The organism is Microcoleus sp. B5-D4, assembly GCF_036705145.1.
In the GTDB taxonomy this organism is placed as follows: Bacteria; Cyanobacteriota; Cyanobacteriia; order Cyanobacteriales; family Microcoleaceae; genus Microcoleus.
Genome location: NZ_JAUBTV010000010.1, coordinates 14,365 through 40,473 on the forward strand (window position 1 = coordinate 14,365; position 26,109 = coordinate 40,473).

Below are 26,109 nucleotides of genomic sequence, written 5' to 3' on the forward strand. Positions count from 1 at the left end.
ACTAAATAAGTAGATGAAGCTTGAAAATACATAACCCCTCTCTCGCAGCGAGTGAAACGAAGCAATCGCTTTTGTTACGCCCGCCTTACATTCTGTTACATTATAAACTTTATTCGCGCCTACCTACTTAGAAACCCCGTTTCTTTGTGTAAATCTAACCGGCAATTTAGGCAAGATTTTATTCGTCTCAACGGTAAATGGGCGATCGCATTTACCTCAATACAGGGTCGCCTACTTCCTCCAGTCCCAACGTTTGTGTCACGTTTGCCATTCATCTCACAAACTTAATCCTATGCACATATTCACAGCAGCCGATCGCACCTATATTCTGGGGTTAGCAGCACTTCTCAAGTCTGTAGATCTGAATGTTAGCCAATCTGGGAAGGAGCAGGTCAAAATTACCGTTGTATCTAGCAGGATATATTCACCGCAAAAGGAACAGTTACAGAATTGTTGCAAATACCAGATTGAATGGCAAGAATTGCAATCTAATTACGACCAACTTCTTTCGGTATCAGGTTCTAAACTTCCTTACGTTAAATTGGAGCCGCGAAAATATACCAAAGAAACAGAAAGGCTGATTTGGCTCGACAGCGATACGATCGTTCTGGGCAGCTTAAAGCCGCTGTGGAACCTAGATTTTCCAACTCTGCCGATAGCAGCCGCACCCAACGTCTGGGGAAATCCCAACAATTATCTAGATCTAAACCCTTATTTCAATAGTGGTGTTTTAGTTTACAACATGAAGCTTTGGGAGGAAGAGCAACTGTCGGAAAAGTTGCTCCAAAACGCTAGAACCCACGTTTGGGGCGATCGCGATCAAGGTGCATTAAATTCAGTTTTAGTGGGAAGGTGGAAGCAATTAGACCAAATATGGAACAACTACAAGACTGATGATATGTCAAGTAAAGTGATGCACTTTATATCAAGACCGAAACCGTGGGAAAGCTCCGCCCCCAATCAATTATGGCTCGCTATGTTGTTTCAGACACCGTTTAAGGACGAACTAGAAAAAATCCCAAATAAGTTTAAGGGGCTGTCGAGCTTTCACGTAAAATACCAAAGACTTGACAGGTGGTTGAGCGAACCGATACTCAAGTTTAAGAGTTACCTGAAACAACAAAAACGTTAAGGTCAATCGATTTTAGATTTGAGATTTTAGATTAAAGAATTGAAGCATTGACTTGCGCGAGATGAATCCGGGGGCTTGTATCCTGGATGCTTTCGGTCAAAAGTGGTCTTTCATGCCGCGCAATCGAGCGAAGGTTTGCACTGGATCGGAGGTGTTGGCGGCTGATTGGATGTTGGGAAAATCCCAGCGCAAAAATGGGTTTGTGCTTTTTTCGAGACCGATCGATGATGGTATTGTAGGTTGCGATCGACTGCGGGCTTCCTTGACTTCGGCGAAGCGCTGCTGTAAATCGGGATTGTCGCCATCCACACTCAAGGCAAATTGCAGGTTGTTCAGCGTGTATTCGTGGGCGCACCAGACTCTGGTACTATCGGGCAAGTTTCGCAGTTGTCCCAGAGAGGCTAACATTTGGGCGGGAGTGCCTTCTTTGAGCCTGCCGCAGCCTCCAGCAAATAAGGTGTCGCCGCAGAACAACTCGCCGATTTCGCTGGGGTTGCTGGGGGGGAAATAGTAGGCGATGTGAGCTTTTGTGTGGCCGGGTAGGAAGAAGATTTCGGCGGTTCTGTTGGCGAAAGAAACTCGATCGCCCGCTTGTAAAAACACTTGCTGTCCGGGTATTCTGCCTCGGTCTTCTGCGCCACCGTAAACTTTAATTTGGGGAAAGCGATCGATCAGTTCCTGATTGCCGCCTATGTGGTCGCTGTGGTGGTGGGTAATGAAAATTGCGGTTAATTCGGCTCCGAGTGCTTGCAGTTGCTCTAATACTGGCTGCGATCGTGCTGGATCGACGACGGCTGCTGTGTGGCGATCGGGGTCGTGCAGCAAGAAAATGTAATTGTCGGACAGTACCGGAAGCCGATAAACCTGCATATAAAAGTGCCTCTCTCGGAAAAATATTATATAATTAAGTTAGTCTGAACGCTATCCCAAGGCGGATTGCAGATTTATTAAGTCCGCATATCTATCTTGGGAAGTAAAACTCTGATAGGTTATTTCTGCTGTTGAGCAAATTGATTTGCGGTCGGGTACGCATTATTTTTTGGTCAAGAACGGCAATCCACTTTAACTATTTTTGCATAAAAGCGATCGAATAAATGCGAACAGCTCACAACAAATCGAACTTAACAATTTCTCAAAAAGTCGATCGGATTGTAGCGTCTGGAAAGATCACTCGCAGGGAACACTTAGTTTTGACTTCGGCTATCCTGTCAGATGATAAAATTTCAGAAGAGGATCGACATCAGATTAATCGGATATTTGATTATATCCAAATTGGTCGCCTCAAGTTTATCGAGTGAACAGAAAGACTTGCACAGTCAGCATCTATCTGGAGTGTAAAAAGCGTTTTTTAGGAGTGCGATCGTGTCCCGCACAGCAAAGCCTATATATTTCGCTTGAATCCTCCGGGTCACGCCGAGCGTGAAAGCGTCAGATGTGGAAGTCTCAAATTAACAAGGCTTTTGGCAATCCCAGCTACAAAAACAGGCAGAAGAAAATGAGTGCAGAAAAACAAACTATTTTGGTGACGGGCGGAGCTGGATATATTGGCTCTCATGCGGTATTAGCGCTGAAAAACGCCGGTTATGGTGTGGTGATTTTGGATAATTTAGTTTACGGTCACAGAGATTTAGTAGATCGGGCTTTGCAGGTGGAGTTAGTAGTTGGCGACACGAACGATCGCACTCTTCTAGACAACTTGTTTGCTACGCACAAGATTGATGCTGTAATGCACTTTTCTGCTTACGCTTACGTGGGCGAATCTGTTACCGACCCAGCTAAATATTATCGCAACAATGTCATCGGCACTATTACGCTTTTGGAAGCAATGATCGCTGCTGACGTGAAGAAATTTGTGTTTTCTTCTACTTGCGCGACTTACGGTGTACCGCAGAAAATTCCGCTCACAGAAGACCACCCGCAAAATCCGATCAATCCCTACGGTGCTACTAAGTTAATGGTAGAAAGGATTTTGTCGGATTTTGACGCTGCGTATAATTTCAAGTCTGTTTGTTTCCGCTATTTTAACGCGGCTGGGGCTGACCCTAACGGGTTGTTAGGAGAGGATCACAATCCTGAAACTCACCTCATCCCGCTGGTGTTGTTCGCGGCTTTGGGTAAACGAGATTCGATCGCGATTTTTGGCACGGATTACGAGACTCCTGACGGTACTTGCATTCGGGATTACATTCACGTTAACGATTTGGCATCTGCTCACATTTTGGGATTAGAATATTTGCTAAATGGTGGCAAATCTGATTTCTTTAATTTGGGCAACGGCGGCGGGTTTTCGGTGAAAGAGGTGATAGAAGCGGCTCGCCAAGTGACGGGAAAAGAGATTAAAGCTGTTGAGCGTGAACGGCGTCCGGGCGACCCGCCTGCTTTGGTTGGCAGCAGCAAAAAGGCGATCGAAACCTTGGGCTGGTCTCCAGAATATCCAGACATCAAGAATATTATATCCCATGCTTGGCACTGGCATCAAAAGCGTCACAGTTAGCATAAACTCAAATAAAAAAAGTGCAAAAATAGAGTCTTAAATAATGTTAAACACTCACAAAGATTTTTGTTTTTGCACCTTAGCTTTTGGGAAAAAGTATCGCGAATTAGCCAAACAACTAGCAGCAGACTTAGAAACTCATTCTCTAGGGACGATGCTAGTTGTTTGTACTGACAACCCAAATGACTTTCAGGATTTGACGAATGTTTTCGCCTTTAAAAAAAGTCGCGAAGGTGTAGATTATTGTTAGAATGATAAACGATTTGCACTAAAAAAAGCCTTAGAATTATGCCGAGTGACAATTTTTGTGGATGCAGATACAAGAATCCTAGGAAAAGTGCCGGAGAGAGAATGGATGCCAGGAATTACTTGTAAAGGGTTTATTCCCATTCTAGAACATCCACCAAATCAATCATTGCCGGGGAGAAAAGAGGCAATTCACAAATTAGCAAAAAAGCTAGAAATTCCATTGAAAAATGTAAGTTTTGTTCCCGAAAACTTGTTCGTAATTGCGAGAGACAATGGGAAAGAAATTCAGTTTATTCAAGAATGGGAAAGATTGGAAGATTTTTTGAAGTGCAAAAAGTCAAAACAAAAGACGGTAATCCCATTGGGTTAGCAACTGCTAAAGTTGGCTGGAATATTCGTAATGACGGGTGGCAGGAACTCGCTCAAATTAGGGAGCATTCTTTGGCTCATTGGGACTGGCAAAAAAATCAAGTAAGAACCTTTTGGGATAAGGTTTGGGATAAATTGCAGTTTGAGAATTGGCAATATCTCTATCGGTTATTAAAAACACAGTTAATTGCCTTATTAAATTTCGATTTTTACTATCGTTAGATAAAAGATATGGATAGAGGATTTCTCACCATTTTAATTGGATTGTACTCGTTTCAAGACTGCATACATTTTCTAGCTTCAGTCATTCGATTTTAGATTTTAGATTTTAGATTTTGGATTGACTTGCGCGAGATAAACTCGGGGGCTTGAGGATTTTATATTTTAGATTTTGGATTGATTCCACGGATAAATCACGTGGCGGGTACCACCTTTGAAATTCGCTTGTCAGGAAGTTTCACCGCGAACCGATTCTTATTTTAATAGATAGAGTCCCGCGATTTTTATATCCCTTACTTTGGGTGTTCGGAAATGTGAGATTGCAGGCCGCACCGAAACACGAAAATCCTGTTTTAGCATCGCGACAAGCTAAGCTGGCTTTGTACGGGGAATCTCTGTTTGAGAAAACTATTTATATGGATTGTGATATTTGTTTGCTGTCGCCAATAGATGAGGTGTTTGATTTTCTGGATGAAGTAGATTTGCTGATAACAGAAGATGTGCAGCCTGCCATTGCTAAAGCAGCAAATTTATTAAGAGTTAAGCAGGATATTCTGTCAACTTTGCAGTCTGTCGGGTTGCCGCTAAATGAAAATAGCATTCAATACAATGGCGGATTTATCGCTTTTACGAAAAGCAGTAAAACTCAGGAATTGTTTATAAAGTTTAAGAAATATTTCGAGATGGTAGTGGCGCATCAAAATGTGCTAATAGTGAAAGACTAGGGCGCTTTTGCGGCGGCTGTTGAATCGGTGAAACCGAAAATGACAACTTTGTCCCCGGTTTACAACTACTTGGATAAGTGGAAAGATGTTTATAGGATCGACAAACCGATTAAAGTAATGCACTGCACTTATCCTTACCGCCCTCAGTACGCGAAGAACGTGACGCGATCGCTCTTTACTAGAATAGTCGATCGCATGGCTAAAATATTTTTACCAAATCAACTTAACAATCCCTTTGCGCGACTTACGGCGTACCGCAGAAAATCCCGCTCACAGAAGACCACCCACAAAACCCGATCAATCCCTACGGTGCTACTAAGTTAATGGTAGAACGGATTTTGTCGGATTTTGACGCTGCGTATGATTTCAAGTCTGTTTGTTTCCGCTATTTTAACGCGGCTGGGGCTGACCCTAACGGGTTGTTAGGAGAGGATGACAATCCTGAAACTCACCTGATCCCACTGGTGTTGTTCGCGGCTTTGGGTAAACGAGATTCGATCGCGATTTTTGGCACGGATTACGAGACTCCTGACGGTACTTGCATTCGGGATTACATTCACGTTAACGATTTGGCATCTGCTCACATTTTGGGATTAGAATATTTGCTAAATGGTGGCAAATCTGATTTCTTTAATTTGGGCAACGGCGGCGGGTTTTCGGTGAAAGAGGTGATAGAAGCGGCTCGCCAAGTGACGGGAAAAGAGATTAAAGCTGTTGAGTGCGATCGGCGTCCGAGAGACCCACCTGCTTTGGCTGGCAGCAGCGAGAAAGCCATCAAAACCTTGGGCTGGTCTCCAGAATATCCCGACATTGAGAACATTATCTCCCATGCTTGGCAGTGGCACCAAAAACGCCACAACTCTTAGTCTGTAAGGTGCAGCGCACCTTACCATTACAGCAAAGTTTGATTGAATTCTTGTGGGGAGTAGGGGTTGGGCGTCCAGCCCGCCCCAAAAATACAATATGCTAATAATATCTGCTAAATCGGGACAACTGGGCAACCGACTGCTGCTTTTTGCTAATTTCATTGCTTGGGCGATCGAGCATAATTTGACTGTTCTCAATCCTGCTTTTGACGAATATGCAGAATTCTTTGTGGGAACCGCCGGGGATTTTTTGTGTTGTTATCCTCCTCCATATTTTACCGCAGCAGGCAACAAGTTTGTCAGAAGCAAATATTATAATTGTATTAAGTATTTAAGCCACAAAAAAATTTTCAAAACGCAAGAAATAACCCGAAAACAACCTTTTAGTTGGCTCAAATATCAGGACATCGAACAAATCAAGCACGGTTCAATTGTTTTTTTTCAAGGCTGGCTATTTCGAGATGGCTGGTTTGTAGAAGATGTCCCCTATTTACACAAGTACGCCGACCCAATTAGAGCATACTTTGCACCATTAGAGCGATATAGAATCAATGTATATCGTTTGATATTGAATTTAAAAAATAACTCTGATCTGCTCGTCGGAATTCACATCCGTCAAGGAGATTATGCTCAGCATCAAAAGGGGAGATACTTTTACACAACTCAGCAATATTTAGAAGTCATGAATTCTGTGGTAAGGCTATTTGACGGAAAAATAATCAAGTTTTTGATTTGTTCTAATGTTCCGCAAAATCCGAGTTTATTGGAGAGTTTTAACTGTGGATTTGGCAGCAGTCATTTAATTGAAGATATGTATGCTTTGGCTGAATGCGACTATGTTGTCGGGCCGCCTAGCAGTTATACTATGTGGGCTTCTTTTTATGGAGATAAACCTCTTTACATGATCCGCGATGTCAATAAAACAATTAATCTGAAAGATTTTGTACATTTTTATGAATGGCAAGGAATTTTTCACGAGCGAGATGACTGGAGTGAGAGCTTTTGGGAGTGGACACACGCTCGGTAAATAAGTAAATCAATACGTAAATCAATGAATTCAAATAAATTAGCAGTCAAGGGATTTATCACTATTTTAACCGGTCTTTACTCTTTCCAGGATTGCGTTCATTTTCTGGCGTCTGTTAGGAAGTTTCACCGGGAACCGATTATTATTTTAATAGATAGAGTACCTCTAATTTTATATCCTTTACTTCAGGTGTTCGGAAATGTCATATTGAAACCTGCACCTTCTAATGAAAATCCTGTTTTGGCGTCGCGACAAGCTAAGCTGGCTTTGTACGGGGAATCTGTTTTTGAGAAAACTATTTATATGGATTGTGATATTTGTTTGCTGTCGCCAATAGATGAAGTTTTTGACTATCTTGATGAAGTAGATTTGCTGGTGACGGAAGATGTGCAGCCTGCCATTGCTAAAGCGGCAAATTTATTAAGAGTCAAGCAGGATATTCTGTCAACTTTGCAGTCTGTCGGGTTGCCGCTAAATGAAAATAGCATTCAATACAATGGCGGATTTATCGCTTTTACGAAAAGCAGTAAAACTCAGGAATTGTTTATAAAGTTTAAGAAATATTTCGACATCGTAGTTGCAAATCAAAATGTGCTATTATTGAAAGACCAGGGTGCTTTTGCAGCGGCTGTGGAATCGGTGAAACCGAAAATGACAGTTTTGTCCCCTGTTTACAACTACTTGGATAAGTGGAAAGATGTTTATAGGATCGACAAACCGATTAAAGTAATGCACTGCACTTATCCTTACCGCCCTCAGTACGCGAAGAACGTGACGCGATCGCTCTTTACTAGAATAGTCGATCGCATGGCTAAAATATTTTTACCAAATCAACTTAACAATCCCTGGCGTTTAAAATAATTAAAGTTTGTTGGCAAACTGCATCAAAAGCAACAAAATTCTGCCCAAAATAAAAAAAATTAGCCTCAACATATCCGAAAATTTACCTATAAGAATTATTGCTGGCTGGAATAACAGTCTGGGGTTCATCATTGTGTTTTTTTTACCAAAAGACGCGTTGCTGCCCTTTGCCCTGGTTAAAAACCCGGTTGCTTTGGTCGGGAGTGCGTGAGTCCCCATCGCCTTGACAAAAGCTCGGTTAAGCAGGAAAATTAAACAAATGTTTTAAACAAAATACTCAGTGAAAGTTTCATTAGTAGTGAGCGATTTGTCAGGAGGAGGTGCAATTCGTGCTTTTTTATTAGCTCAAGTCTTGATAGAGCTTAAATGTGATGTAGAAGTTGTGGGATTTCAGTTTGGCACGGAATTGTATGCTACTCCTCCCAGAGATATCCCGGTATGTGCGATACCGGGTAAAAATTATCCGGGGTTTTTAATGGATGCTCAAAAACTTTGGAAAAAAATAGATGGGGATATTATTTATGCAGTCAAACCTAAACCTACAAGCTTTGGGTTATCACTGCTGAAAAAACTGGATACTCGCCACTTTATAATTTTAGATATAGACGACTGGGAACTGAGCTGGTACGGCGGAGATGAATGGAAATACCGTCCATCTTTCAAACAACTTTATCGAGATATTTTTAAACACAACGGTCAATTGAGAGAACCAGATCATCCCCTCTATCTCAAGTGGATGGAAAGTCTCATTCACCGTGCGGATGCAGTCACCGTTGATACTGAGTTTTTACAACAGCGTTTTGGTGGTGTATATTTGCCTAATGGTAAGGATACTGCAATGTTCGACCCTGCTAAATACAATCCTGAATTGAGCAGACAGCGTTACGGCTTGTCCGGGTATAGAGTTCTGATGTTTCCGGGGGCACCGCGACCTCACAAAGGTGTTGAGGATGTTTTGATGGCCCTCGAACAGTTAAATGAGCCCGATTTAAAATTAGCGATCGTCGGTGGGAGTCCTTATGATGATTATGATGATAAACTTGTGAAACAATGGGGGCGTTGGATTATTAAACTGCCAAGGTTTCCAGTGGAGACAATGCCGTCCGTTGTAGCGGCGGCTCATGTTGTCGTTGTTCCTCAGCGAGAAACTCTCACAGCCGTGGCTCAGTTTCCGCTCAAGCTGACAGATGGCATGGCAATGGCTAAGCCTGTTTTGTCTACGCGAGTAGGGGATATTCCAGCAATTTTAGGAGGAACGGGTTATTTAGTCGATCCGGGTTCTCCCGCTCAAATTTCACAAAAAATTCAATGGATATTTCAAAATTTGACAGCGGCTAATTTACAAGGAATGAAAGCTCGGGAAAGATGTGTGAAAAAATATAGTATTCAAGCAATGAAACCGATACTTTCAGATATAATCGCAGGTATGTAAATGTTATTTTAAACCGACTCACGGGAGGAAGAAAAACTGGCTGTTATTAAAGAATATTTTGAGATGCCGTACTGTTTAGCTGGGAATGCTTCATGTCTGCCAATAAGCTACTCCTAAAATTTGCCAGACGATATCCCGGCAGGATTCTCTTAACCGTGATGCTGGGTTTTTCTGGCGCTTTATTCAACGGTATCAGCACTACTCTGATTGTACCAGTGCTTTTAAGTTTTTTAGATCACGCTATCGAGCTGCGCGGCGCTCCATCTCTAATTAAAACTTTGATGTATCCCTTTGAGGGAATGCCCGAAAATCAGCGTTTAATGTTGATGACCGGGGCGGTTGTGCTGGCAATTTTTTTTAAAAATGTTGCGAGTTATATCAATACTTTAGTAGCTACTTCTTTGACGCGATCTTTGACTTTTGATTTGCGAGAAGCAGGTTTGCGGTTGTTGTTAGAAGTAGATTTAGATTTTTACTCTAAAACTAAAGTCGGCGATTTAATTAATAGATTGGGCGGAGAGATTGGTCGGACTGCTAGTGCAGTTGGTACGGCCATCGGAATGTTTACTACCTCAATCACGGTTTTGGTTTTTGTGGGTCTGCTACTTTCGATCTCGTGGAAACTGACGGTGACAGCTACAGTTTTGCTGGCGTTAGTTGCTTGGGCCAATCAATATATTATTAACCGTTCCAAGCATTTTGGCCACCTGCTTTCTGAAATGTCGAAAGATTATTCGGTTAGGGTGCTGGAAACCATTACGGGGATTCGGCTGGTCAAGTCAACGGGGAACGAGGAAAGGGAGTATCAGCGCATCAAGCATTTAATTCAAAGGCGAGAACAAGCGGATTTTCAGGCTCAGGTAAATTATGCGGCGATCGCCCCAATTAACGAAGTTGTTAATTTGATAGTTATAATTTTGATTGTATTTATAGGTCGCACAATATTTGCGAATGAGATAGAGTCTATTGCTACCATTTTATTAACCTATTTATTGGTACTGTTTCGATTGATTCCTTTAATTTCACAGTTGAATAGCGGGCGCAGTCAATTTGCTAATACGTCGGCTAGTGTAGAGGTGGTTAATGATTTTTTGAGGCGGGACGACAAGCCATTTATGAAGCCTTTTAGTGGGCAGGCTCCTGTGCCGTACACTCATTTGCGATCGGGAATTCATTTTAATAAAATATCTTTTAGTTATCCTAACCACAAAAATTTAGTTTTGCAAGGAATTGATTTATTTCTACCTCATGGCACTACTTTGGCTTTGGTAGGAACTTCGGGTTCTGGTAAGTCAACTTTGGCAGACTTACTGCCGAGATTTTACGATCCTACTGAAGGTAATATCTCGATCGATGGCAGGGATTTGCGCGAATTTGACTTGAAAAGTCTCAGACAAGCTATGGGTATTGTTAGCCAAGATACGTTTTTGTTTAATGCTTCAGTGCGCGAAAATATTGCTTATGCTAGACCCCAAGCGACTGAGGAAGAAATTGTGGAAGCAGCGAAGGGGGCGAATGCTTATGAGTTTATCCAACTGTTGCCGGAGGGGTTGGATACTCAAATTGGCGATCGGGGCGTGATTTTATCGGGAGGGCAGCGTCAGAGAATTTCAATTGCTAGAGCCCTGCTGCAAAACCCGGAAATCTTAATTTTAGATGAGGCAACGAGTTCGCTGGATACGGTTTCGGAAAGGTACGTGCAAGCGGCGATCGAGAAATTGAGTTGCGATCGCACAACCTTAGTAATCGCCCACCGCCTCTCCACAGTCCAAAAAGCCCACAAAATCGCCGTGATCGATCGCGGACAAGTAGTAGAAATGGGTTCCCACGAAGAATTGCTAGCAAAAGGAGGATACTACACTCGCTTGTATTCAGTGCAATTTGCCGAAGAAACCGCTCGCGATGAAGCTCTCATTAGAGGTTCTTACGAAATTCGCACTCGCCTGACTCCCATGATAGCTTACCTCAAAATGCTAGTAGATGAAATGGTAGACTCTCCCGAAGAAAGAGACGAGTTAATCCGAGAATCATTTCACTCTGCTGCTAATATTTTCACTACTTTAGAATTTATAGAAAATACTATTAAGCGTCAGGCTGTTAAAAAGTAGTCATTAGTCATTAGTCAACAGTCAACAATTACTAATTACCACTTACTAACTACCAATTACCATGTCCAAATATTATGTATTTTTTACCCGAAATATCTTGCCCCAACCCAATGTAGCGAGCTTAGTTCAAGTTGCACACTCTGCCAATGCCGCAGCAAACCTCGGTTATCCAGCAGTGTTGGTATACCTCCGCAAAGGCTGGAGTGCTTTGAATCCGGTTGATTGGCTTTTTCCTTTTCAACCCAGGGAACCCGATGACAAACTTGCCAAAATTTACAATATTCAAGATAAATTAAAAGTAGCAGATTTACCGATGCCGTGGCCGATCGATTTTTGGGACAGCAAGTGGACGAGTTCGAGTACAATAGTATCAAAATACTACTTACCGATTCACCTGCTTAAATCGACTCAAATTGTCCACACCCGCGACTGGAACTTTGTCAAAGCAGCAGTTAAAAACGGAATTCCCGCTATCTACGAACAGCATCACCATGAAAACAAGCAGTTTGAATCAGAAATTGTCCGCAATCCTCTGTTTCAGATTTCCGTAACTGTTGCCGATACAGTGCGAGACAGCATGATTTTGAATGGGATGCCACCGGAAAAAGTAATTACGCTGCACAACGGTTTTAACCTTTTGTTTCTCGCCAGACAAACAGAAGCAGCCCAGAATTGGCGACAGCAATTATTAGAAGATGACAGACAGCATTTAGCAGTTTATGCAGGCGGAATTTACCCATTTAAAGGTGTTGATATGTTGGTGGATGTGGCTAAGGAGTTGCCGCGAGTTCAATTTGCGATCGCGGGCGGTGATTCATCCCAAGTAACAGCCTACCAGCAATTAGCCAAATCCAAGCAAGTTAACAACATTAAATTTCTCGGCTACCTGCCTCAAAATCAACTTGCTAGCTTGCTGCAAGCAGCCGATGTTTTGACTCACCCGCACTGTTTGACAGAGGCCGCGACGTTCACATCTCCTTTAAAATTCTTTGATTACATGGCATCAGGAACTCCGATTGTAGCGACGGAGATTGCATCTTTAATGGAATTTAAATCGGGAAATATCGCTGCTACTTGGTGCGAACCGGATAACCCGTATGAATTTGCAAAAAGCATTCAAGCTTGTTTAACAAAATATCCCAGGAAGGTCGCAGGTTATGCAGAGACGATGGATTTTGTCAAGCAATTTTCCTGGGAAAATAGGCTACAGAAAATTATGGTTTATGTCGAAGAGTCAGTGCGATATCCGATAATTCAAAATTCCGTAGGGGCGGGTTTTACCAACAATCATCGCCTCAAATAAACAATCTCATAAACCCGCCCTGCCCAACGCAAAAACCACATTTATTATTAGTAGGGGCGGGTTTTACCAACAATCATCGCCTCAAATTAATAATCTCATAAACCCGCCCCGCCCACACGCAAAAACCAGATTTATTACTAATAATGAACCCAAAATTTATCGGCACAATCACCACCTATCCAGGCATGAACCAAAGCGACTGGCTGTGGCAACAAACCCCCCAAAACTTCGGCAAATGGGGAAACATTCAAATGCTAGCCAACCACCCCGAACCAGACTTTTTACTCATGTATCAATTCGACTTTCCCCGATCGCCAAAACAGCAATCCTGGCTCGACAAAATCCGCCGTCCAAGCCCCCAAACTCCAGAAAATGACATTCGAGACAAATTGCGCGGTGTCCCCAAGGAACGCATAATTTACCTGATCCGCGAGCCACCATTACCAGAAGTTATTGAAATTACCAAAGCCAACTACGAACAAGCCAAACTTTACTGCGGTTACATTTCCGGGCCAGACGACTTCGCACCCAACCCCAATTATATGCCCGCGATTTGGTATCACTCTAACTCGTTTCGAGAACTAGATGAAATGCCTGCGCCGCCTAAAACTAAATCCTGTTCTTGGATTACTTCAGGTGTTAGCCGCAGCGCCAATCACCGCCACAGATTAGACTTTATCAAATTGCTGCAAGAACGAGAATTAAATTTTGACCTTTACGGGCGAAACTTGCCAACTTGGGCGCGCGGGAACGGCACTGTAAACAATAAATGGCACGCTGTCGCACCATACTATTACAACTTAGCTATTGAAAATTATGCCGAAAACGATTGGTATGTCAGCGAGAAGCTTTGGGATGCTTTGTTAGCTTGGTGTTTGCCAATTTATTACGGCGGTTCTGCGGCGGATAAATTGCTGCCGGCGGGGAGCTTTCTGCGGCTTCCCAGTCTGGATGAGAAAGGAGTTGAATTTATTCAAGAGGTTGTGGCTAATGCGGATTATTGGCATGAAGCCAGGGATAAAATTGCTGAAGCCAGACAAATCATTCTCCACGAATTGAACTTGCTCAATTGGCTGTCTAACTTTGTATCTTAGGAAATAGCACAATGACAGAAAACCAAAATCAACCCAGAGAATACGATGCCGTACTCGGCGGTCAAAATCCTCCCCCCATAGGTGCTGCTGTTTTAGGTGGCATTACGGGTGTTAAGAGTCGTTTGGCTTCACTGATTGTTGAGGTAAAAATTGCTGCATTGTCTGAAGCGATCAAATATGGAGATGCAGGTTTAGATTTAATAATTGGGGTACTGCAAGATGAATCAATGGCGGTGAAGTTTGCAGCCTATTCGCTGTTGAAGGATAGAGATGAACCAAATATAAAAGAGCAGTTACAAAAATATTTTCCTACTTTTGACTTCGATGTGATAACAGTGGATGCTGAAGGAAAAGAAAACAGTCGTCGCCGTCATTATGCTCACTTCTTCGCAGAAGACTTAGGAAATGGAGTTGTGCTGGAAATGGTTTATATTCCCGGCGACACTTTTATGATGGGTTCCCCAGCAACAGAAAAATATAGTTCCGATAGCGAACGTCCGCAGCATCAAGTAACAGTACCCGCTTTTTTTGCAGGCAAATATCCCATCACCCAAGCACAGTGGCAAGCAGTGATGGGAAACAACCCATCCTATTACATAGGTGAAAAACGTCCTGTAGAAAAAGTATCGTGGGATATGGCCGTCGAATTCTGTGGCAAACTATCGCAAAAAACCGGGAGAAAATATCGCCTCCTGAGTGAAGCAGAATGGGAATACGCCTGTCGTGCCCGAACAACAACCCCATTTCATTTTGGGGAAACTATTACCCCGGAATTAGTCAACTATGACGGATACAAACCCTACGCAAACGCCCCCAAAGGACTTTACCGCCACCAAACAACCGATGTCGGGATTTTTCCTCCCAATGCCTTTGGACTGTACGATATGCACGGCAATGTTTTGGAGTGGTGCAGCGATCGCACCGCTGCGTGGCACTCGAACTATAACGGCGCACCAACTGACGGAAGTTCCTGGGAAAGTTGCACAGGGGGTTGCCGGGTGCTGCGTGGCGGTTCCTGGATCAGCAAGGCGTACTCTTGCCGCAGTGCCAATCAGTTCTCGCTATTCGTACTCGCTCGCGAGCCCTACGCGGGGTTTCGCGTTGCGGTAGCGTCGGTTTCTCCCTAGTCCTAGTTTTCCCGCGAGGAGTCTTTTCTATCCTTTTACCCTTTAAATGATTCGGCGGTTGAAACCGCTTCTACACAAACAAAGTCCGCCTTCGCGGACTAATAGATATGAATGGAATTTGCACGCTTGCCAACGATACAGTTTACGACCAACTAATTGCCTTGCTCAACAGTATTGAAGTTATCTTAGGCTCAAATACTCCCGTCTGCATTTATCCTTTCGACGACCAAATAGAGCAAATCCAAGCTGAAATTGTTAACCGTCCCAACGTCTTTATTTATAAAGATAGCGCCTCAATTCAGCGATGGGATAAATTTATGCAAGCAGCGGCACCAGAGCGTTTGAACCGCAAAAAATTCCGGCTTTACGGCGCACATCGGCGCTTTTGCGCTTTCGACGGCCCGTTTGAAAAATTTATCTACATGGATGCGGATACTTTGGTGATGAATTCCCTTGATGCGGTTTTTCAGAAATTAGAGTCATCGGATTTTGTGGTTTATGATTTTCAATTTCGAGATCCAACTAAAGTATACAATATTCAGTCACCAAAACTCCTCGAAGTTTTTGAGCAAAATCGGATAGACTCGGAAATATTTTGTTCGGGATTTTATGCCAGCAAGCAAGGATTGTTTGAGCAAAACACTAGGGAATGGCTGTTAGCTCAACTGCAATCGGGCGAGGCGGAAATGCTGTATGAAGGTGCGGGAGAACAGCCGTTGCTCAATTATATGGTGATGAAAACGGGGATGAATAGCTATAATTTTGCTTACAGCCTCCCGGATGGCGAAAAAACTGGGTGTAGCGTCACTTCTAAACATTTTGAAGAGCAAGATAGAATTTTGTACGACAAGGGAAACCGACTTACTTACATTCATTATATTGGTGTGCCGCCGGATTTAATTCGGAGAGTTTGTGCGGGCGAAAATATTGACTTTCCCTATCGCGATTTGTTCCTGCATTACCGCTATCTCCGCGAACCGTCCCAGCGTCCGATTTTTGCCGAAGCGCCAAAGTCTTATACTGAGGTTTCTGCGCCGAATTTGTTAAAAAGGGTATTGAGAAGGTTGAGGATAAATGTATGAATCGCGGTATTTATATTGTTGCGAATGATAAGGTGATCGAAAGTGCGATCGCCCTTTTAAATAGCATACGTCTGTACAATTGTCAAGTACCTGTTTTTCTGATTCCCTTCGACGACAATTATCAGCAAGTCGCAGCTGCCCTCAGCAGTCTCCACGGGGTGCGATTGTTCCCAAATCTGGAGTTTGTGGAACAGTTTACCAGAGAAATTGGCCAAATGTTCGATCGCAACTTTTTAGCCCTCCCCAACAAAATGCGAAAACTCGCCACCTGGTTTGGCCCCCTCGACGAATTTCTGTACATCGATACCGATATCATCGTCTTTGAAGACATCGCAGCCAACTTAAACAAACTATCAGAAGTAGACTTTTTTTGCTGCGACTACCACCACCTCAGCGAAAAACTGCGAAATGTATTTTCACCCGCTGTACAACAACAGAATATCTTTACCGACTCCCAGCTTCAAGATGTATTCAACAGCGGTTTTTGGGCATCCAGAAAAGGAACTATTACAGAATCACAAATGTATGAGATTTTGCGAGAATGTTCGCAGCATCGAGAATATTTTGACTTTACTCAAAATGTCACAGACCAACCTATACTAAATTATATCATTCTTAAGCTGATTGCCAAGCGCTGCAATCTTGTTAAAGATTCACCAAGCGAACCTGGAAGCTGGGCTGGTTCCAAGCATTTTCAAGAAATGGATTATGTTCTTTATGACAAAGGCAAAAGGTTAAAATATATTCACTGGGCGGGAATACCAATTAAATCGGGTAGTCCTTATTGGCAACTTTGGAAACATTATCGTTATCTCAATGAGGAACCACCAAATTTAGTGCAAAAAATATTTCGGGCTTTCAGTAGCTGAGGATAAAATCATATGTTGTATCATGATCAACCAGCTTTGCAGAACAGGCAAGATGCCTGTTCCACAATTCATAAATTTGGGGGTGCTTTTGACAACAGACAAGCTTTGAAGAACAGGCAAGATGCCTGTTCCACAATTCATAAATTCGGGGGTTTTTCTGACAGCCAACAAGCTTTGAAGAACAGGCAAGATGCCTGTTCCACAATTCATAAATTTTGGCGTTTTTCTGACAGCCAACAAGCTTTGAAGAACAGGCAAGATGCCTGTTCCACAATCAATAAATTTTATTTCTTGTGGTGTGGGCATCTTGCCCGCACCTAAAAAGCAATATATATGCGCTGGGTTACTTATTAACTAAAAAACTATGGCTGACGGCATTTATATTCTGGCAAACGATGTTGTTTTCGACCACTTAGTCGCTTTATTAAACAGCCTCGAAGTCAACGGGGCAAAAAATATTCCTATTTGCATCATTCCCTACGATGACAGGATGAAAAAAGTGCAAGTAGAAATTGCAACTCGTCCTCATGTCACCCTGTTTGAAAATACCGATTCCCTCCATTTCTGGGAAGACTTTGCGACTCTAGTTTGGAAAACTCATGCAAAAGCTCAAACAGTTTGGCAATCTAAAGGTTTGAAACCTGTTCAATGTTTGGAGATGCACCGAAAATTATGTTGTTTCGACGGCCCTTTTGATAAATTCATCTATTTTGACGCAGACACTCTGTTAATGGGTTCTCTAGATTACATTTATCAAAAACTCGATGATTTTGATTGGGTAGCAAACGATTTTCAATACAAATCCGACCTCAATTATATATTTGATTTTTCCTCCCCCAAATTACCTCAAGTTTTAAACTTGGAGGAACTGCAATCTCATACTTTTTGTGCGGGTTGGTTTGCGTCAAAAATAGGGGTTTTTAGTCGAAATAATGCTTCTCAATTTATAGAAAAATTAACATCAGGAGAAGCGGAAATTATGTCTTTGCGGGGCGCTGACCAATCTTTACTTAACTATTTAGTTGCCCGCAGCAAAATATCTTTTTACAACTTTGCATATACTCAACCCGAACAGGTGACGGGGAATCATTGGTCTTCTCAATTTGATGTGATAGATTATGTTCTATATGACAAAGGGCGACGGTTGACTTATTTGCATTACATGAGTATTTCGGCTGCAAAGTTTACTCGATTGTGTGCTGGTGAAGATGTGGAGATTCCCTACCGAGATGTATTTCTGCATTACCGTTATTTGAAGTCGCCGGAAAAATGCCCCAAACTCACATCCCCAAGTTTGCTAGTGCGCGGATACAGAAATGCCAAAACCTTTGTCAGGCAAAAAAATATCAACTTTAGGTATAGATTGGCAAATACAGAAATGAATATTTTCCGAAAAGCTGGCAGAAAAATTCGCAGTTTACAACTCGAAAATAAAGTTTACCAACAGTATTACAAAATTATGATGGACTTGCGGACAAGCCTTCTAGGCGTTCGCTTAACTTCAATTCGGCGTCCGTCTGTGGCCAACAGAAGTAAAATATCTCTAGCTATTACCCATTTTAACCGTTCTAGTTTGGTTGTAGGGGCATTGTGCAATGCTTTGTATGACGATCGGATTGATGATATTATTATTTACGATGATGCTTCCTCTCCCGAAGAGTTTTCTAGGATGCAAGCAAATATAGCAAACTTGTCACCTAAGATTTCTATCCGCAGAGGTGAGCAAAATTTTGGTGCGTATAAAAGCAAAATTATGGCGATTTCCCACTGCAAAAATGAGTGGGCAATTATTCTTGACTCTGACAATGCCTTGAGCGAAACTTATGTCGATAGACTCTACCACATAACTGCATGGAATCCCAACCTAATTTACTGTCCGACATCCGCAAATCCCTACTTTAACTTTAAATTATTTTCTGATACAGAAATCAATCTTGAAAAAGCACGAGAATTAATTCTAAATAATCCCAATCCTAAATTATTTCGCAATTTTATTAATGATGGAAACTACTTCGTCAATGTACAGAAATACCTGGATTGTGCCGAGGATAATCAAGATATTTGCGTGCAAGCTTCCGATGTCGCCGCTTTCAATTATTTGTGGTTAAAAAGTGGCGCCAGCTTGTATGCTGTGAGTAATTTAAGTTATTATCATCGGCTACATTCAGGCAGTTATTGGCTAAGTACAATGACTGATTCTAAAAAAGTTTTGAATAAAATTATCGAAGCCATTACTACTCACAAAAAGTGCGATTTTTCCTAAAAAATAATGATATAATCGCAGCATTTCGCTGGCAGAGAAATCTCACAAGTTGGCGAATTCAAAAAATCAACAATGTTCAATTTAAGTTGCGGAATTTCTGGGATAGATAGCATCTAACTGTACTCTAACCGTACACAGACTGAATCCACTCCCATTCGCGCCTTAAACCTTCTTCTAAAGCAACCTGCGGCTGATAACCTAAGATTTTCTGGGCTTTAGACACATCCGCGCTAGTGTGCCGCGCGTCTCCCCTCGCAGCTTCGGTAAAATCTATCCGAATAGGTCGATCGACAATCCTTTGTATTGTATCAATAACTTCTTTTAAAACTACCCGACTTCCCCCACCAATATTAAAAACTTCCCCCGCAGCTTCCGCAACCTCAGCCGCCGCTAAATTCGCCGCCACGCAATCGCTGATAAACGTAAAATCCCGCGTTTGCAATCCGTCGCCGAAAATTGAAATTGCCTCGTCAAACAAAATCGACTTAAAAAACTTGTGAAAAGCCATATCGGGGCGCTGTCTGGGCCCGTAAACGGTAAAATAGCGCAGCGAAGTAGTCGGAAGACCAAAATTTTTGTAATAAAGTCCGCACAAACGTTCACCGGCTAATTTCGTAATTCCGTAGGGAGAAACCGGCTGCGGACAAGCGTTTTCATTCGTGGGAAAAGATTCAGCATTGCCGTAAATAGAAGAAGAAGAAGCATAGACAAACTTTTTCAATTTTGGCGCATTTTTGGCTGCTTCTAATAATACTTGAGTGCTGTTAATATTGCGATCGGTATAGCTGCGAAAACCGTCGCCCCAGCTAGCACGAACTCCCGCTTGCGCCGCCTGATGAAATATTACCTTAGCATCGGATAAAAGCGATCGCCAATTTAGAGACACAATATCGCCTTCCACCAATTCAAAACCAGGATACTTTTCAAATCGTGCAATATTCTTGCGCTTGATCTCCGGATCGTAATAATCGTTGAACTCATCAACACCGATCACAGTGTCCCCTCGATTTAAAAGAGTTTCTACTAAGTTAGAGCCAATAAATCCCGCCGCACCCGTAACAATAACAATACTCATTAGATTTTAGATTTTAGATTTTAGATTTTAGATTTAAAAAAATTACACAAATTATTGCCTAAGTTGTCATCTTCTTCTTTCTCTTCCTCTGCGTTCTCTGCGTTCTCTGCGGTTCAAAAAGCCTCAAGTTAGGATAATCTTAGATAACTATCAACCCCTTTGCTTCTCACAAAAGAGGTTGATAGTTAACTTTCATTGTTCAAAAGAATCTAAATCCAGCGCTTGGGAACCTCCGCGTTCTAACTCGATCAAAAGCTTACCTAGCTGAGTCCAAACTAGCCAGCCAGTCAGTACCGTCAGTGGCAAAGCTAGGGCATAACAAAGTAGTTTGGGGAAGCCAAAAATCTCCATCCCCGAAGCTAAAAATACGCAAATACCGCCAGCCATTCCCAGAAAAGGTATGACCAATTGCAGCCTTGGCAGGTTAGCCAAGGTGCGAGTAGAACGATTTTTAGACCACTGTTGTACGGATTGTTTGAGAGTTGCTTCAAATGCTACGCCGGAGGCCATACCTGCTAGTAATCCAGCCGACATTAAAAAATAGGGAGGTTCTGGAAAATAATACACGAATAATTCCTTAATTTGGGTAATAGGAAATGGGGAATTGGGCATGGGGCATTGGCCAAACAGGGCATTGGGCATTGGGTATGGGGAATTAGTTATTAGAACCAACAACTAACAACCAATAAATAACCAATGACTAATGACTAATGACCAATGACTAATGACTAAAATCGAGTTAGCGCGGCTGCTCCTGCTGTGGAAAACTCCGTCAAAGCGCCTAGAGCAACGTTGAATAGGCGACTGGGCTGCAAGTCTTCCTTGACTAAGTTCCACAGGCTGCCAACTTCTTCGGTGTGGATTCGATCGTCCTCAATCAAAGCTAACATTAGCTGGCGTCTCAAAAACGACCCTTCCTCGGACAGCAAAAATTGCAAGCCTAGTTGTGCTGTGGGGAGCAAGTCGAAACTGCGATCGGATCGGGCGATCGCGATCATGTCCTCTAACCTGTTCCACTGGAATTTGCCATCTTTGAATAATACCTCAATCAGACGCCGCCGCAGTGCCGGAGATTCTCCGTTCAACAAACGCCGTGCTACATAAGGATACGCCACCTCGACTATCTTGAAATTCGGATTCAGCGTCAGGGCCAAACCTTCTTCTGTCACCAGAGAGCGAATAATTAAGGCAAATTTCGCCGGCACTCGGAAAGGATAATCGTACATCAACTCCGAAAACTGGTCTGTAATCGTCTTGAAGTTAAAATCTGACACCTTTTCGCCGACAATATCACCCAGTACAGATTCCAACGCCGGGACGATCGGCATAATATCTGTATCTGGCGTCAAAAAGCCAAGTTTGACAAAATCCTTGGCTAACTGTAAGTAATCTTTGTTGATCAAATGAACGACAGAATCAACCAAAGTTTCTTTAGTTGTTTCTTCCATCTGATCCATCATCCCAAAATCAATGTAAGCCATGCGGCCGTCCGCTAAGGCAAACAGATTTCCCGGATGGGGGTCAGCGTGAAAAAATCCGTGTTCCAGCAACTGCCGCAAACCGCTACGGACTCCGACTTCAATTAAACTATCGGTATCCAAACCTGCGGCTTTAACACTTGCCATATCTGTCAGCTTGATGCCGTCAATCCATTCGAGAGTGAGAACGCAATTTGAAGTATAACGCCAGTAAATGCTCGGAACTTTTACTGTCGGGTCGTCGGCAAAATTTGTAGCAAATTTCTCGGCGTTGCGTCCTTCATTGATATAATCAATTTCCTCGAACAATTTGATACCGAATTCATCGACTATTAAACAAAGGTCGTGACCGAGATTCAGCGGCAGCAAGGGGCCCAACCATCCAGCCGCCCAGCGCATTAAGTAAAGGTCAAGGCTCAAGACTGGCAGCAAATTCGGTCGCTGAACCTTGACTGCTACTGCTTCCCCGGTGAGGAGGCGAGCTCGGTAGACTTGACCGAGACTTGCCGCGGCGACAGGTTCGGGGGAGATTTCGCTGTAGGTTTCGCTAATTTGGCGATCGAGTTCCGCTTCAATAATCTCGAAAGCGCGCACCGAGTCAAACGGCGGCAATTGATCCTGAAGTTTGATCAATTCTTCGAGAAAGTCTTTGCGGATCAAATCCGGTCTGGTAGAAAGGGCTTGGCCGACTTTAATGAAAGTGGGGCCCAAGCGAGTAAGTATTTGTCGCAGGTGGGTGGCCCGTTCCGGCTGGTGTGCTGCGACTTCATGCTGCCAACTGTCCCACAGCATCCCCAGCACAAAGCCTGCAAAAGACCAAATAACGGTAATTGCGCGCCAAATTGCTTTCCAAGGACGTTTGCGGTAATACTGAGCGATCGCTTGTGGATCGTAGCGTCTAGCCTGAGTGAATTGATACTGAGGCACTCGTTTATTTTCCTCTTATCTTCTGAAAATTACAGGTTAAATTGAGAATTGGGCATCGGCCATCGGCCATCGACCATCGGCCATCGGCCATCGGGCATAAAAGCATCGGGGATTGAAAGTCGAAAATTCAAAGTTAAAACATTAATTATTCTTCCTTCTTCCCTCTTCCCTCTTTCCTCTTCCTGACATCCGTTACATCCGTTACATCCGTTACATCCGTTACAGAATCCGTTGCCGAACTTCCTTCTTCATCATTGACCGATCGCACTGCAAGGTTTAGGCGAGCGGAAAATGCACCCGTGCGAGGCGGATTGCTAGCCTAAATTTGTTTCTTTTCATTAAATATAGTACATAAAAGTACAAGTGATCGGTCAAAATACTTAACAGCTCTCCCTGAACGCTGCACATTCTCACAGCAATGCAACCCTGCAATTTTTTTCTCCTCCTGCATTTCCCTCACTGATGCCATCGCGCCACAGCTACCGGATGCGATCGGCCTTTGCCAAGCAATCTTTCAGACCATAAATCGTCCGCTCTTGTTGATCCCTCGACAGTTCCGGGAACATCGGCAAAGACAAGACTTCGCGACAAACTTGCTCAGCCTTTGGCAACTGACCTGCTTGATAACCCAAAGATTTGTAAACAGGTTGCAGGTGCAAAGGTAACGGATAGTAAACCATCGAACCGATGCCGCATTCCTGCAACTGAGCCCGCATCCAATCTCGAAAATCGCCAGAGAGATTTTGCCCGTCTTCTGGACTTGTCAGCCGGATCGTGTATTGATTCCAAACTCCTTTTGCGAACGGCAATTCTTTGGGGACGGCAACTCCGGGCACGCGCGAGAGAAATTCGCTGTAAAGTGCCGCTTTCTCCCGTCGCTGGGCGTTCCAACTGTCGAGATACCGCAATTTAATGCTGAGAATCACCGCTTGCAGGGCATCTAAACGGCTGTTGTAGCCGATTTCTTCGTAGAAATACCTAGAAGACTGTCCGTGTTCTTTGAGCATTCGCATTTCTGCTGCGAGGGCTGGATCGTTTGTCGTCACCGCGCCACCGTCACCGCAAGCGCCTAAATTTTTGGTCGGATAAAAACTGAAGCAGCCGACATGGCCGATGCTGCCGACTTTTCGAGACTGCCACTCGGCCCCGACAGACTGGGCGCAATCTTCAATTACGGCTAAATTGTGTCGAGTCGCAATTTCCATCAGCCGAGTCATGTCTACCGGTTGGCCGAAGATGTGGACGGGCATAATTGCCTTGGTTTTGTCGGTAATTGCCGCTTCGAGGAGTTCGACATCCAGATTAAAAGTCTCGCTGTCAATATCGACAAACACCGGAGTTGCACCGACGGCGCTAATTGTCTCAGCCGAAGCAAAAAAGGTAAAAGGAGTGGTAATCACTTCATCGCCAGGGCCAATTTTGAGAGCTCGCAAAGCCAAAATCAGCGCATCAGTGCCGGAGTTGCAGCCAACGCACTCGGAAACTCCAGTGTAGTCGGCGAACTCTCGTTCAAAACTCTTCACGGCCGGGCCGCCTACGTAGCCGCCAGAGGCAAGCACTTTTTGCACCGCAGCGGTTATCTCGTCGCCAATCTGCGCGTATTGGCGGGTTAAGTCGAGGGGGGGAACATTATTCACTCTTCACACCATAAATTTCAAGCATTATCAAAGCAAATTCTTGCAGCAAAACTGTTTCCCTGAAACGTTTATTCAAATATCTTATATTTGGACAGGCAAACAATCACGTTATCTAAAGGGTGGGCCGGTGTTAATTGAGCTAGATTTTACAGATTTGGGTTGGGCTTTGGGGATGGTGGCGATCGCGATCGGGCTTTCGGCGTGGCAGGGATTGGGGCTGGAGGGGGCGATCGCGATCGCGGCGGGGCGCACCCTGATCCAGCTAATCTTAGTCGGGTACGTGCTCGCTGTCGTATTTGACCCGGAGGGGAAAAATCCTTGGCTGGTTTTAGCAGTTTTAGCAATCATGCTGACAACTGCTAGCATGGTTGCCAGCAACCGCATCAGCAAAAAAATCAAGAACTTACTGCCCTTAGTTTGGGGTTCAATTTTTATCAGTACGGCCTTGACTCTTGCCTATACAAACTTGCTAATTTTGCAACCTGACCCTTGGTACGAACCGCAATACCTGATTCCTTTAGCGGGTATGATATTGGGCAATGCCATGAATTCCGGGGCGATCGCGGGCGAAAGACTTGTGAGTACAGTTAATAGCAGCCACTTAGAAATAGAAACCCATTTAAGTTTAGGTTCGACGCCGCAGCAAGCAGTCAAACAATACCGCAAAGATGCCATCAAAGCTGGATTAATCCCCCTCTTAAATACAATGACGGTGGTAGGAATCGTGACTTTACCCGGAATGATGACAGGTCAAATGTTGAGCGGTGTCAGTCCTCTCGATGCAGCATCTTACCAGATTTTGATTATGTTTGTGTTAGCGCTGGCAACTGTAATCGCAACTCTGCTGTTGACTGAGGGATTGTCCCGGAAGTTTTTCAATCAAGATGCACAATTGATCAAATGCTAATTGGGAATTGGGAATTGGGCATTGGGCATTGGGCATTGGGAATTGATAATATAATGTAGGTAGGAACTTGTATGTGGCAGTATTTTTATGAACAGGCAAGATGCCTGTTCCACAAAGAGTGAGTTATCTTGTGGGGTGGGCTTCTAGCCCGCCCTAGCCATCACTAAGGAGAATAACCATGATTCAAACAGCAACTAAAACGCTAACTTTTGAAGAATTTGCGGAATGGAAGCCAGAAAACGGACGTTATGAACTGCACAATGGAGAGATTGTTGAAATGTCACAGCCATTAGGAAAGCATGAAAAAGTTGTCGGTTTTTCAGCCAGAAAATTGACCGCGCAATTCGATCGATTAAACCTTCCATACTTCATCCCTAAACAAGCATTAGTTAAGCCACTGGAAAATGAGTCAGCTTATTTACCTGATATTCTGATCTTAAATGAAACCAATTTAGCATCAGAACCTCTGTGGGAAAATTTCTCCACTGTGACTCAAGGGGCATCAATTCCGCTTGTTGTTGAAGTCGTTAGCACGAATTGGCAAGATGACTACATCAAAAAAGTAGGCGAATACGAACTAATCGGGATTCCTGAATATTGGATTGTGGATCATCTCGGTTTGGGCGGCCGTAGGTTTATCGGGAATCCCAAGCAACCGACTATTTCGATTTATCAGTTGGTTGATGGTGAGTATGAAGTTAGTCTATTTCGGGGAGATGAGACAATAGAGTCGCCCACTTTTCCTGAGTTGAATTTGACGGCGAAACAAGTTTTTCAAGCTGGATTGACCCCCGGTGAAATTGCTGGCGATGCGTGAGTGTAAATATTGCGATCGCTCTGACAAATTTTTCGCCCTCACGCACCC

At 43.5% G+C, this 26,109-nt stretch carries 26 protein-coding genes and 1 pseudogene; 21 read left to right on the plus strand and 6 right to left on the minus strand.

What is annotated here, in order from left to right; genetic code table 11:
• The first annotated feature begins 292 nt into the window (after positions 1-292).
• Positions 293-1,132 carry a glycosyltransferase gene (locus tag QUB10_RS06955; protein ID WP_333200740.1) on the plus strand — a complete coding sequence of 280 codons (840 nt, stop codon included), beginning with the start codon at positions 293-295 and terminating at the stop codon, positions 1,130-1,132.
• Positions 1,133-1,228: 96 nt separating this feature from the next.
• Here QUB10_RS06955 and gloB read toward each other — a convergent pair whose 3' ends face one another.
• A complete protein-coding gene (gene gloB, locus QUB10_RS06960; protein ID WP_333200742.1) occupies positions 1,229-2,002 on the minus strand; it encodes a hydroxyacylglutathione hydrolase in 774 nt (257 codons plus the stop codon).
• Between the two features lie 625 nt (positions 2,003-2,627).
• On the opposite strand from gloB, the gene galE (QUB10_RS06965) reads away from it, so the two are divergent.
• The 18 genes and pseudogenes from galE (QUB10_RS06965) to QUB10_RS07050 all read left to right on the plus strand — a co-directional run bounded on the left by galE (QUB10_RS06965) (position 2,628) and on the right by QUB10_RS07050 (position 19,220).
• Positions 2,628-3,626: a UDP-glucose 4-epimerase GalE gene (galE, locus tag QUB10_RS06965; protein WP_333200938.1), complete on the plus strand. Its 999-nt coding sequence runs from the start codon at positions 2,628-2,630 to the stop codon at positions 3,624-3,626.
• 43 nt (positions 3,627-3,669) lie between these two features.
• Complete coding sequence (locus tag QUB10_RS06970) at positions 3,670-3,876, plus strand: hypothetical protein (RefSeq protein WP_333200743.1); 207 nt, start codon at positions 3,670-3,672, stop codon at positions 3,874-3,876.
• A gap of 45 nt (positions 3,877-3,921) precedes the next feature.
• Positions 3,922-4,245 carry a hypothetical protein gene (locus QUB10_RS06975; protein WP_333200745.1) on the plus strand — a complete coding sequence of 108 codons (324 nt, stop codon included), beginning with the start codon at positions 3,922-3,924 and terminating at the stop codon, positions 4,243-4,245.
• Entirely contained in the window at positions 4,203-4,466 is a 264-nt protein-coding gene (locus QUB10_RS06980; RefSeq protein ID WP_333200747.1) for a hypothetical protein, read from the plus strand. Before QUB10_RS06975 ends, QUB10_RS06980 begins: the two co-directional genes overlap by 43 nt.
• Positions 4,467-4,783: 317 nt before the next feature.
• Positions 4,784-5,188: a hypothetical protein gene (locus tag QUB10_RS06985; RefSeq protein ID WP_333200749.1), complete on the plus strand. Its 405-nt coding sequence runs from the start codon at positions 4,784-4,786 to the stop codon at positions 5,186-5,188.
• Positions 5,189-5,227: 39 nt separating this feature from the next.
• Positions 5,228-5,512, plus strand: coding sequence for a hypothetical protein (locus tag QUB10_RS06990; RefSeq protein WP_333200750.1), 285 nt, complete (start codon positions 5,228-5,230; stop codon positions 5,510-5,512).
• Positions 5,419-6,054, plus strand: a pseudogene (gene galE / locus QUB10_RS06995) (UDP-glucose 4-epimerase GalE); the annotation flags it as partial. The gene QUB10_RS06990 and the pseudogene galE (QUB10_RS06995), both read left to right, overlap by 94 nt.
• 97 nt (positions 6,055-6,151) lie before the next feature.
• Entirely contained in the window at positions 6,152-7,081 is a 930-nt protein-coding gene (locus tag QUB10_RS07000; RefSeq protein ID WP_333200752.1) for an alpha-1,2-fucosyltransferase, read from the plus strand.
• Positions 7,082-7,105: 24 nt separating this feature from the next.
• Positions 7,106-7,942, plus strand: coding sequence for a hypothetical protein (locus QUB10_RS07005; RefSeq protein ID WP_333200754.1), 837 nt, complete (start codon positions 7,106-7,108; stop codon positions 7,940-7,942).
• A 280-nt stretch (positions 7,943-8,222) separates the two neighbouring features.
• Positions 8,223-9,374, plus strand: coding sequence for a glycosyltransferase family 4 protein (locus QUB10_RS07010; RefSeq protein WP_333200756.1), 1,152 nt, complete (start codon positions 8,223-8,225; stop codon positions 9,372-9,374).
• A 92-nt stretch (positions 9,375-9,466) separates the two neighbouring features.
• A complete protein-coding gene (locus QUB10_RS07015) occupies positions 9,467-11,482 on the plus strand; it encodes an ABC transporter ATP-binding protein (protein ID WP_333200758.1) in 2,016 nt (671 codons plus the stop codon).
• 61 nt (positions 11,483-11,543) lie between these two features.
• On the plus strand, positions 11,544-12,785 hold the full coding sequence (locus QUB10_RS07020) for a glycosyltransferase family 4 protein (RefSeq protein WP_333200760.1): 1,242 nt from the start codon (positions 11,544-11,546) through the stop codon (positions 12,783-12,785).
• 143 nt (positions 12,786-12,928) lie between these two features.
• Positions 12,929-13,879, plus strand: a complete 951-nt coding sequence (locus tag QUB10_RS07025) for a glycosyltransferase family 10 domain-containing protein (RefSeq protein ID WP_333200761.1) — start codon at positions 12,929-12,931, stop codon at positions 13,877-13,879.
• 11 nt (positions 13,880-13,890) lie between these two features.
• Complete coding sequence (locus QUB10_RS07030; RefSeq protein ID WP_333154097.1) at positions 13,891-15,006, plus strand: formylglycine-generating enzyme family protein; 1,116 nt, start codon at positions 13,891-13,893, stop codon at positions 15,004-15,006.
• Positions 15,007-15,113: 107 nt separating this feature from the next.
• A complete protein-coding gene (locus QUB10_RS07035) occupies positions 15,114-16,088 on the plus strand; it encodes an Npun_R2821/Npun_R2822 family protein (protein ID WP_333200763.1) in 975 nt (324 codons plus the stop codon).
• A complete protein-coding gene (locus QUB10_RS07040) occupies positions 16,085-16,957 on the plus strand; it encodes an Npun_R2821/Npun_R2822 family protein (protein WP_333200765.1) in 873 nt (290 codons plus the stop codon). Before QUB10_RS07035 ends, QUB10_RS07040 begins: the two co-directional genes overlap by 4 nt.
• Positions 16,958-16,969: 12 nt before the next feature.
• Complete coding sequence (locus QUB10_RS07045; RefSeq protein ID WP_333200767.1) at positions 16,970-17,278, plus strand: hypothetical protein; 309 nt, start codon at positions 16,970-16,972, stop codon at positions 17,276-17,278.
• Between the two features lie 43 nt (positions 17,279-17,321).
• Positions 17,322-19,220: an Npun_R2821/Npun_R2822 family protein gene (locus QUB10_RS07050; RefSeq protein WP_333200769.1), complete on the plus strand. Its 1,899-nt coding sequence runs from the start codon at positions 17,322-17,324 to the stop codon at positions 19,218-19,220.
• A gap of 124 nt (positions 19,221-19,344) precedes the next feature.
• On the opposite strand, the gene QUB10_RS07055 is transcribed toward QUB10_RS07050, so the two are convergent.
• The 5 genes from QUB10_RS07055 to QUB10_RS07075 form a co-directional block, all read right to left on the minus strand.
• Positions 19,345-20,295, minus strand: coding sequence for an NAD-dependent epimerase/dehydratase family protein (locus tag QUB10_RS07055; protein WP_333200771.1), 951 nt, complete (start codon positions 20,293-20,295; stop codon positions 19,345-19,347).
• Positions 20,296-20,487: 192 nt separating this feature from the next.
• Positions 20,488-20,907, minus strand: coding sequence for a hypothetical protein (locus QUB10_RS07060; RefSeq protein WP_445300361.1), 420 nt, complete (start codon positions 20,905-20,907; stop codon positions 20,488-20,490).
• 116 nt (positions 20,908-21,023) lie between these two features.
• Positions 21,024-22,700 carry an AarF/ABC1/UbiB kinase family protein gene (locus tag QUB10_RS07065; protein WP_333200773.1) on the minus strand — a complete coding sequence of 559 codons (1,677 nt, stop codon included), beginning with the start codon at positions 22,698-22,700 and terminating at the stop codon, positions 21,024-21,026.
• Between the two features lie 145 nt (positions 22,701-22,845).
• Positions 22,846-22,968, minus strand: coding sequence for a hypothetical protein (locus QUB10_RS07070; protein ID WP_333200776.1), 123 nt, complete (start codon positions 22,966-22,968; stop codon positions 22,846-22,848).
• A 211-nt stretch (positions 22,969-23,179) separates the two neighbouring features.
• Positions 23,180-24,337, minus strand: coding sequence for a DegT/DnrJ/EryC1/StrS family aminotransferase (locus tag QUB10_RS07075; RefSeq protein WP_333200778.1), 1,158 nt, complete (start codon positions 24,335-24,337; stop codon positions 23,180-23,182).
• 127 nt (positions 24,338-24,464) lie between these two features.
• On the opposite strand from QUB10_RS07075, the gene QUB10_RS07080 reads away from it, so the two are divergent.
• Both QUB10_RS07080 and QUB10_RS07085 read left to right on the plus strand, forming a co-directional pair.
• Positions 24,465-25,244 (plus strand): ABC transporter permease, encoded by a 780-nt coding sequence (locus QUB10_RS07080; protein WP_333200780.1) that lies wholly within the window; start codon positions 24,465-24,467, stop codon positions 25,242-25,244.
• Positions 25,245-25,422: 178 nt separating this feature from the next.
• A complete protein-coding gene (locus QUB10_RS07085; protein ID WP_333200782.1) occupies positions 25,423-26,061 on the plus strand; it encodes a Uma2 family endonuclease in 639 nt (212 codons plus the stop codon).
• Positions 26,062-26,109: the final 48 nt, after the last annotated feature.

Bases quoted from the DNA above. Each gene is read 5' to 3' on its own strand.
- QUB10_RS07020 (WP_333200760.1), top strand. From the start codon at position 11,544: ATGTCCAAATATTATGTATTTTTTACCCGAAATATCTTGCCCCAACCC.
- QUB10_RS07045 (WP_333200767.1), top strand. From the start codon at position 16,970: ATGTTGTATCATGATCAACCAGCTTTGCAGAACAGGCAAGATGCCTGT.
- QUB10_RS07085 (WP_333200782.1), top strand. From the start codon at position 25,423: ATGATTCAAACAGCAACTAAAACGCTAACTTTTGAAGAATTTGCGGAA.
- QUB10_RS07050 (WP_333200769.1), top strand. From the start codon at position 17,322: ATGGCTGACGGCATTTATATTCTGGCAAACGATGTTGTTTTCGACCAC.
- QUB10_RS07030 (WP_333154097.1), top strand. From the start codon at position 13,891: ATGACAGAAAACCAAAATCAACCCAGAGAATACGATGCCGTACTCGGC.
- QUB10_RS07060 (WP_445300361.1), bottom strand. From the start codon at position 20,907: ATGCCCAATTCCCCATTTCCTATTACCCAAATTAAGGAATTATTCGTG.
- QUB10_RS06955 (WP_333200740.1), top strand. From the start codon at position 293: ATGCACATATTCACAGCAGCCGATCGCACCTATATTCTGGGGTTAGCA.
- QUB10_RS07000 (WP_333200752.1), top strand. From the start codon at position 6,152: ATGCTAATAATATCTGCTAAATCGGGACAACTGGGCAACCGACTGCTG.
- QUB10_RS07035 (WP_333200763.1), top strand. From the start codon at position 15,114: ATGAATGGAATTTGCACGCTTGCCAACGATACAGTTTACGACCAACTA.
- QUB10_RS06970 (WP_333200743.1), top strand. From the start codon at position 3,670: ATGTTAAACACTCACAAAGATTTTTGTTTTTGCACCTTAGCTTTTGGG.
- QUB10_RS07005 (WP_333200754.1), top strand. From the start codon at position 7,106: ATGAATTCAAATAAATTAGCAGTCAAGGGATTTATCACTATTTTAACC.
- QUB10_RS07015 (WP_333200758.1), top strand. From the start codon at position 9,467: ATGTCTGCCAATAAGCTACTCCTAAAATTTGCCAGACGATATCCCGGC.
- QUB10_RS06990 (WP_333200750.1), top strand. From the start codon at position 5,228: ATGACAACTTTGTCCCCGGTTTACAACTACTTGGATAAGTGGAAAGAT.
- QUB10_RS07055 (WP_333200771.1), bottom strand. From the start codon at position 20,295: ATGAGTATTGTTATTGTTACGGGTGCGGCGGGATTTATTGGCTCTAAC.
- QUB10_RS07040 (WP_333200765.1), top strand. From the start codon at position 16,085: ATGAATCGCGGTATTTATATTGTTGCGAATGATAAGGTGATCGAAAGT.
- QUB10_RS07025 (WP_333200761.1), top strand. From the start codon at position 12,929: ATGAACCCAAAATTTATCGGCACAATCACCACCTATCCAGGCATGAAC.
- gloB (WP_333200742.1), bottom strand. From the start codon at position 2,002: ATGCAGGTTTATCGGCTTCCGGTACTGTCCGACAATTACATTTTCTTG.
- galE (WP_333200938.1), top strand. From the start codon at position 2,628: ATGAGTGCAGAAAAACAAACTATTTTGGTGACGGGCGGAGCTGGATAT.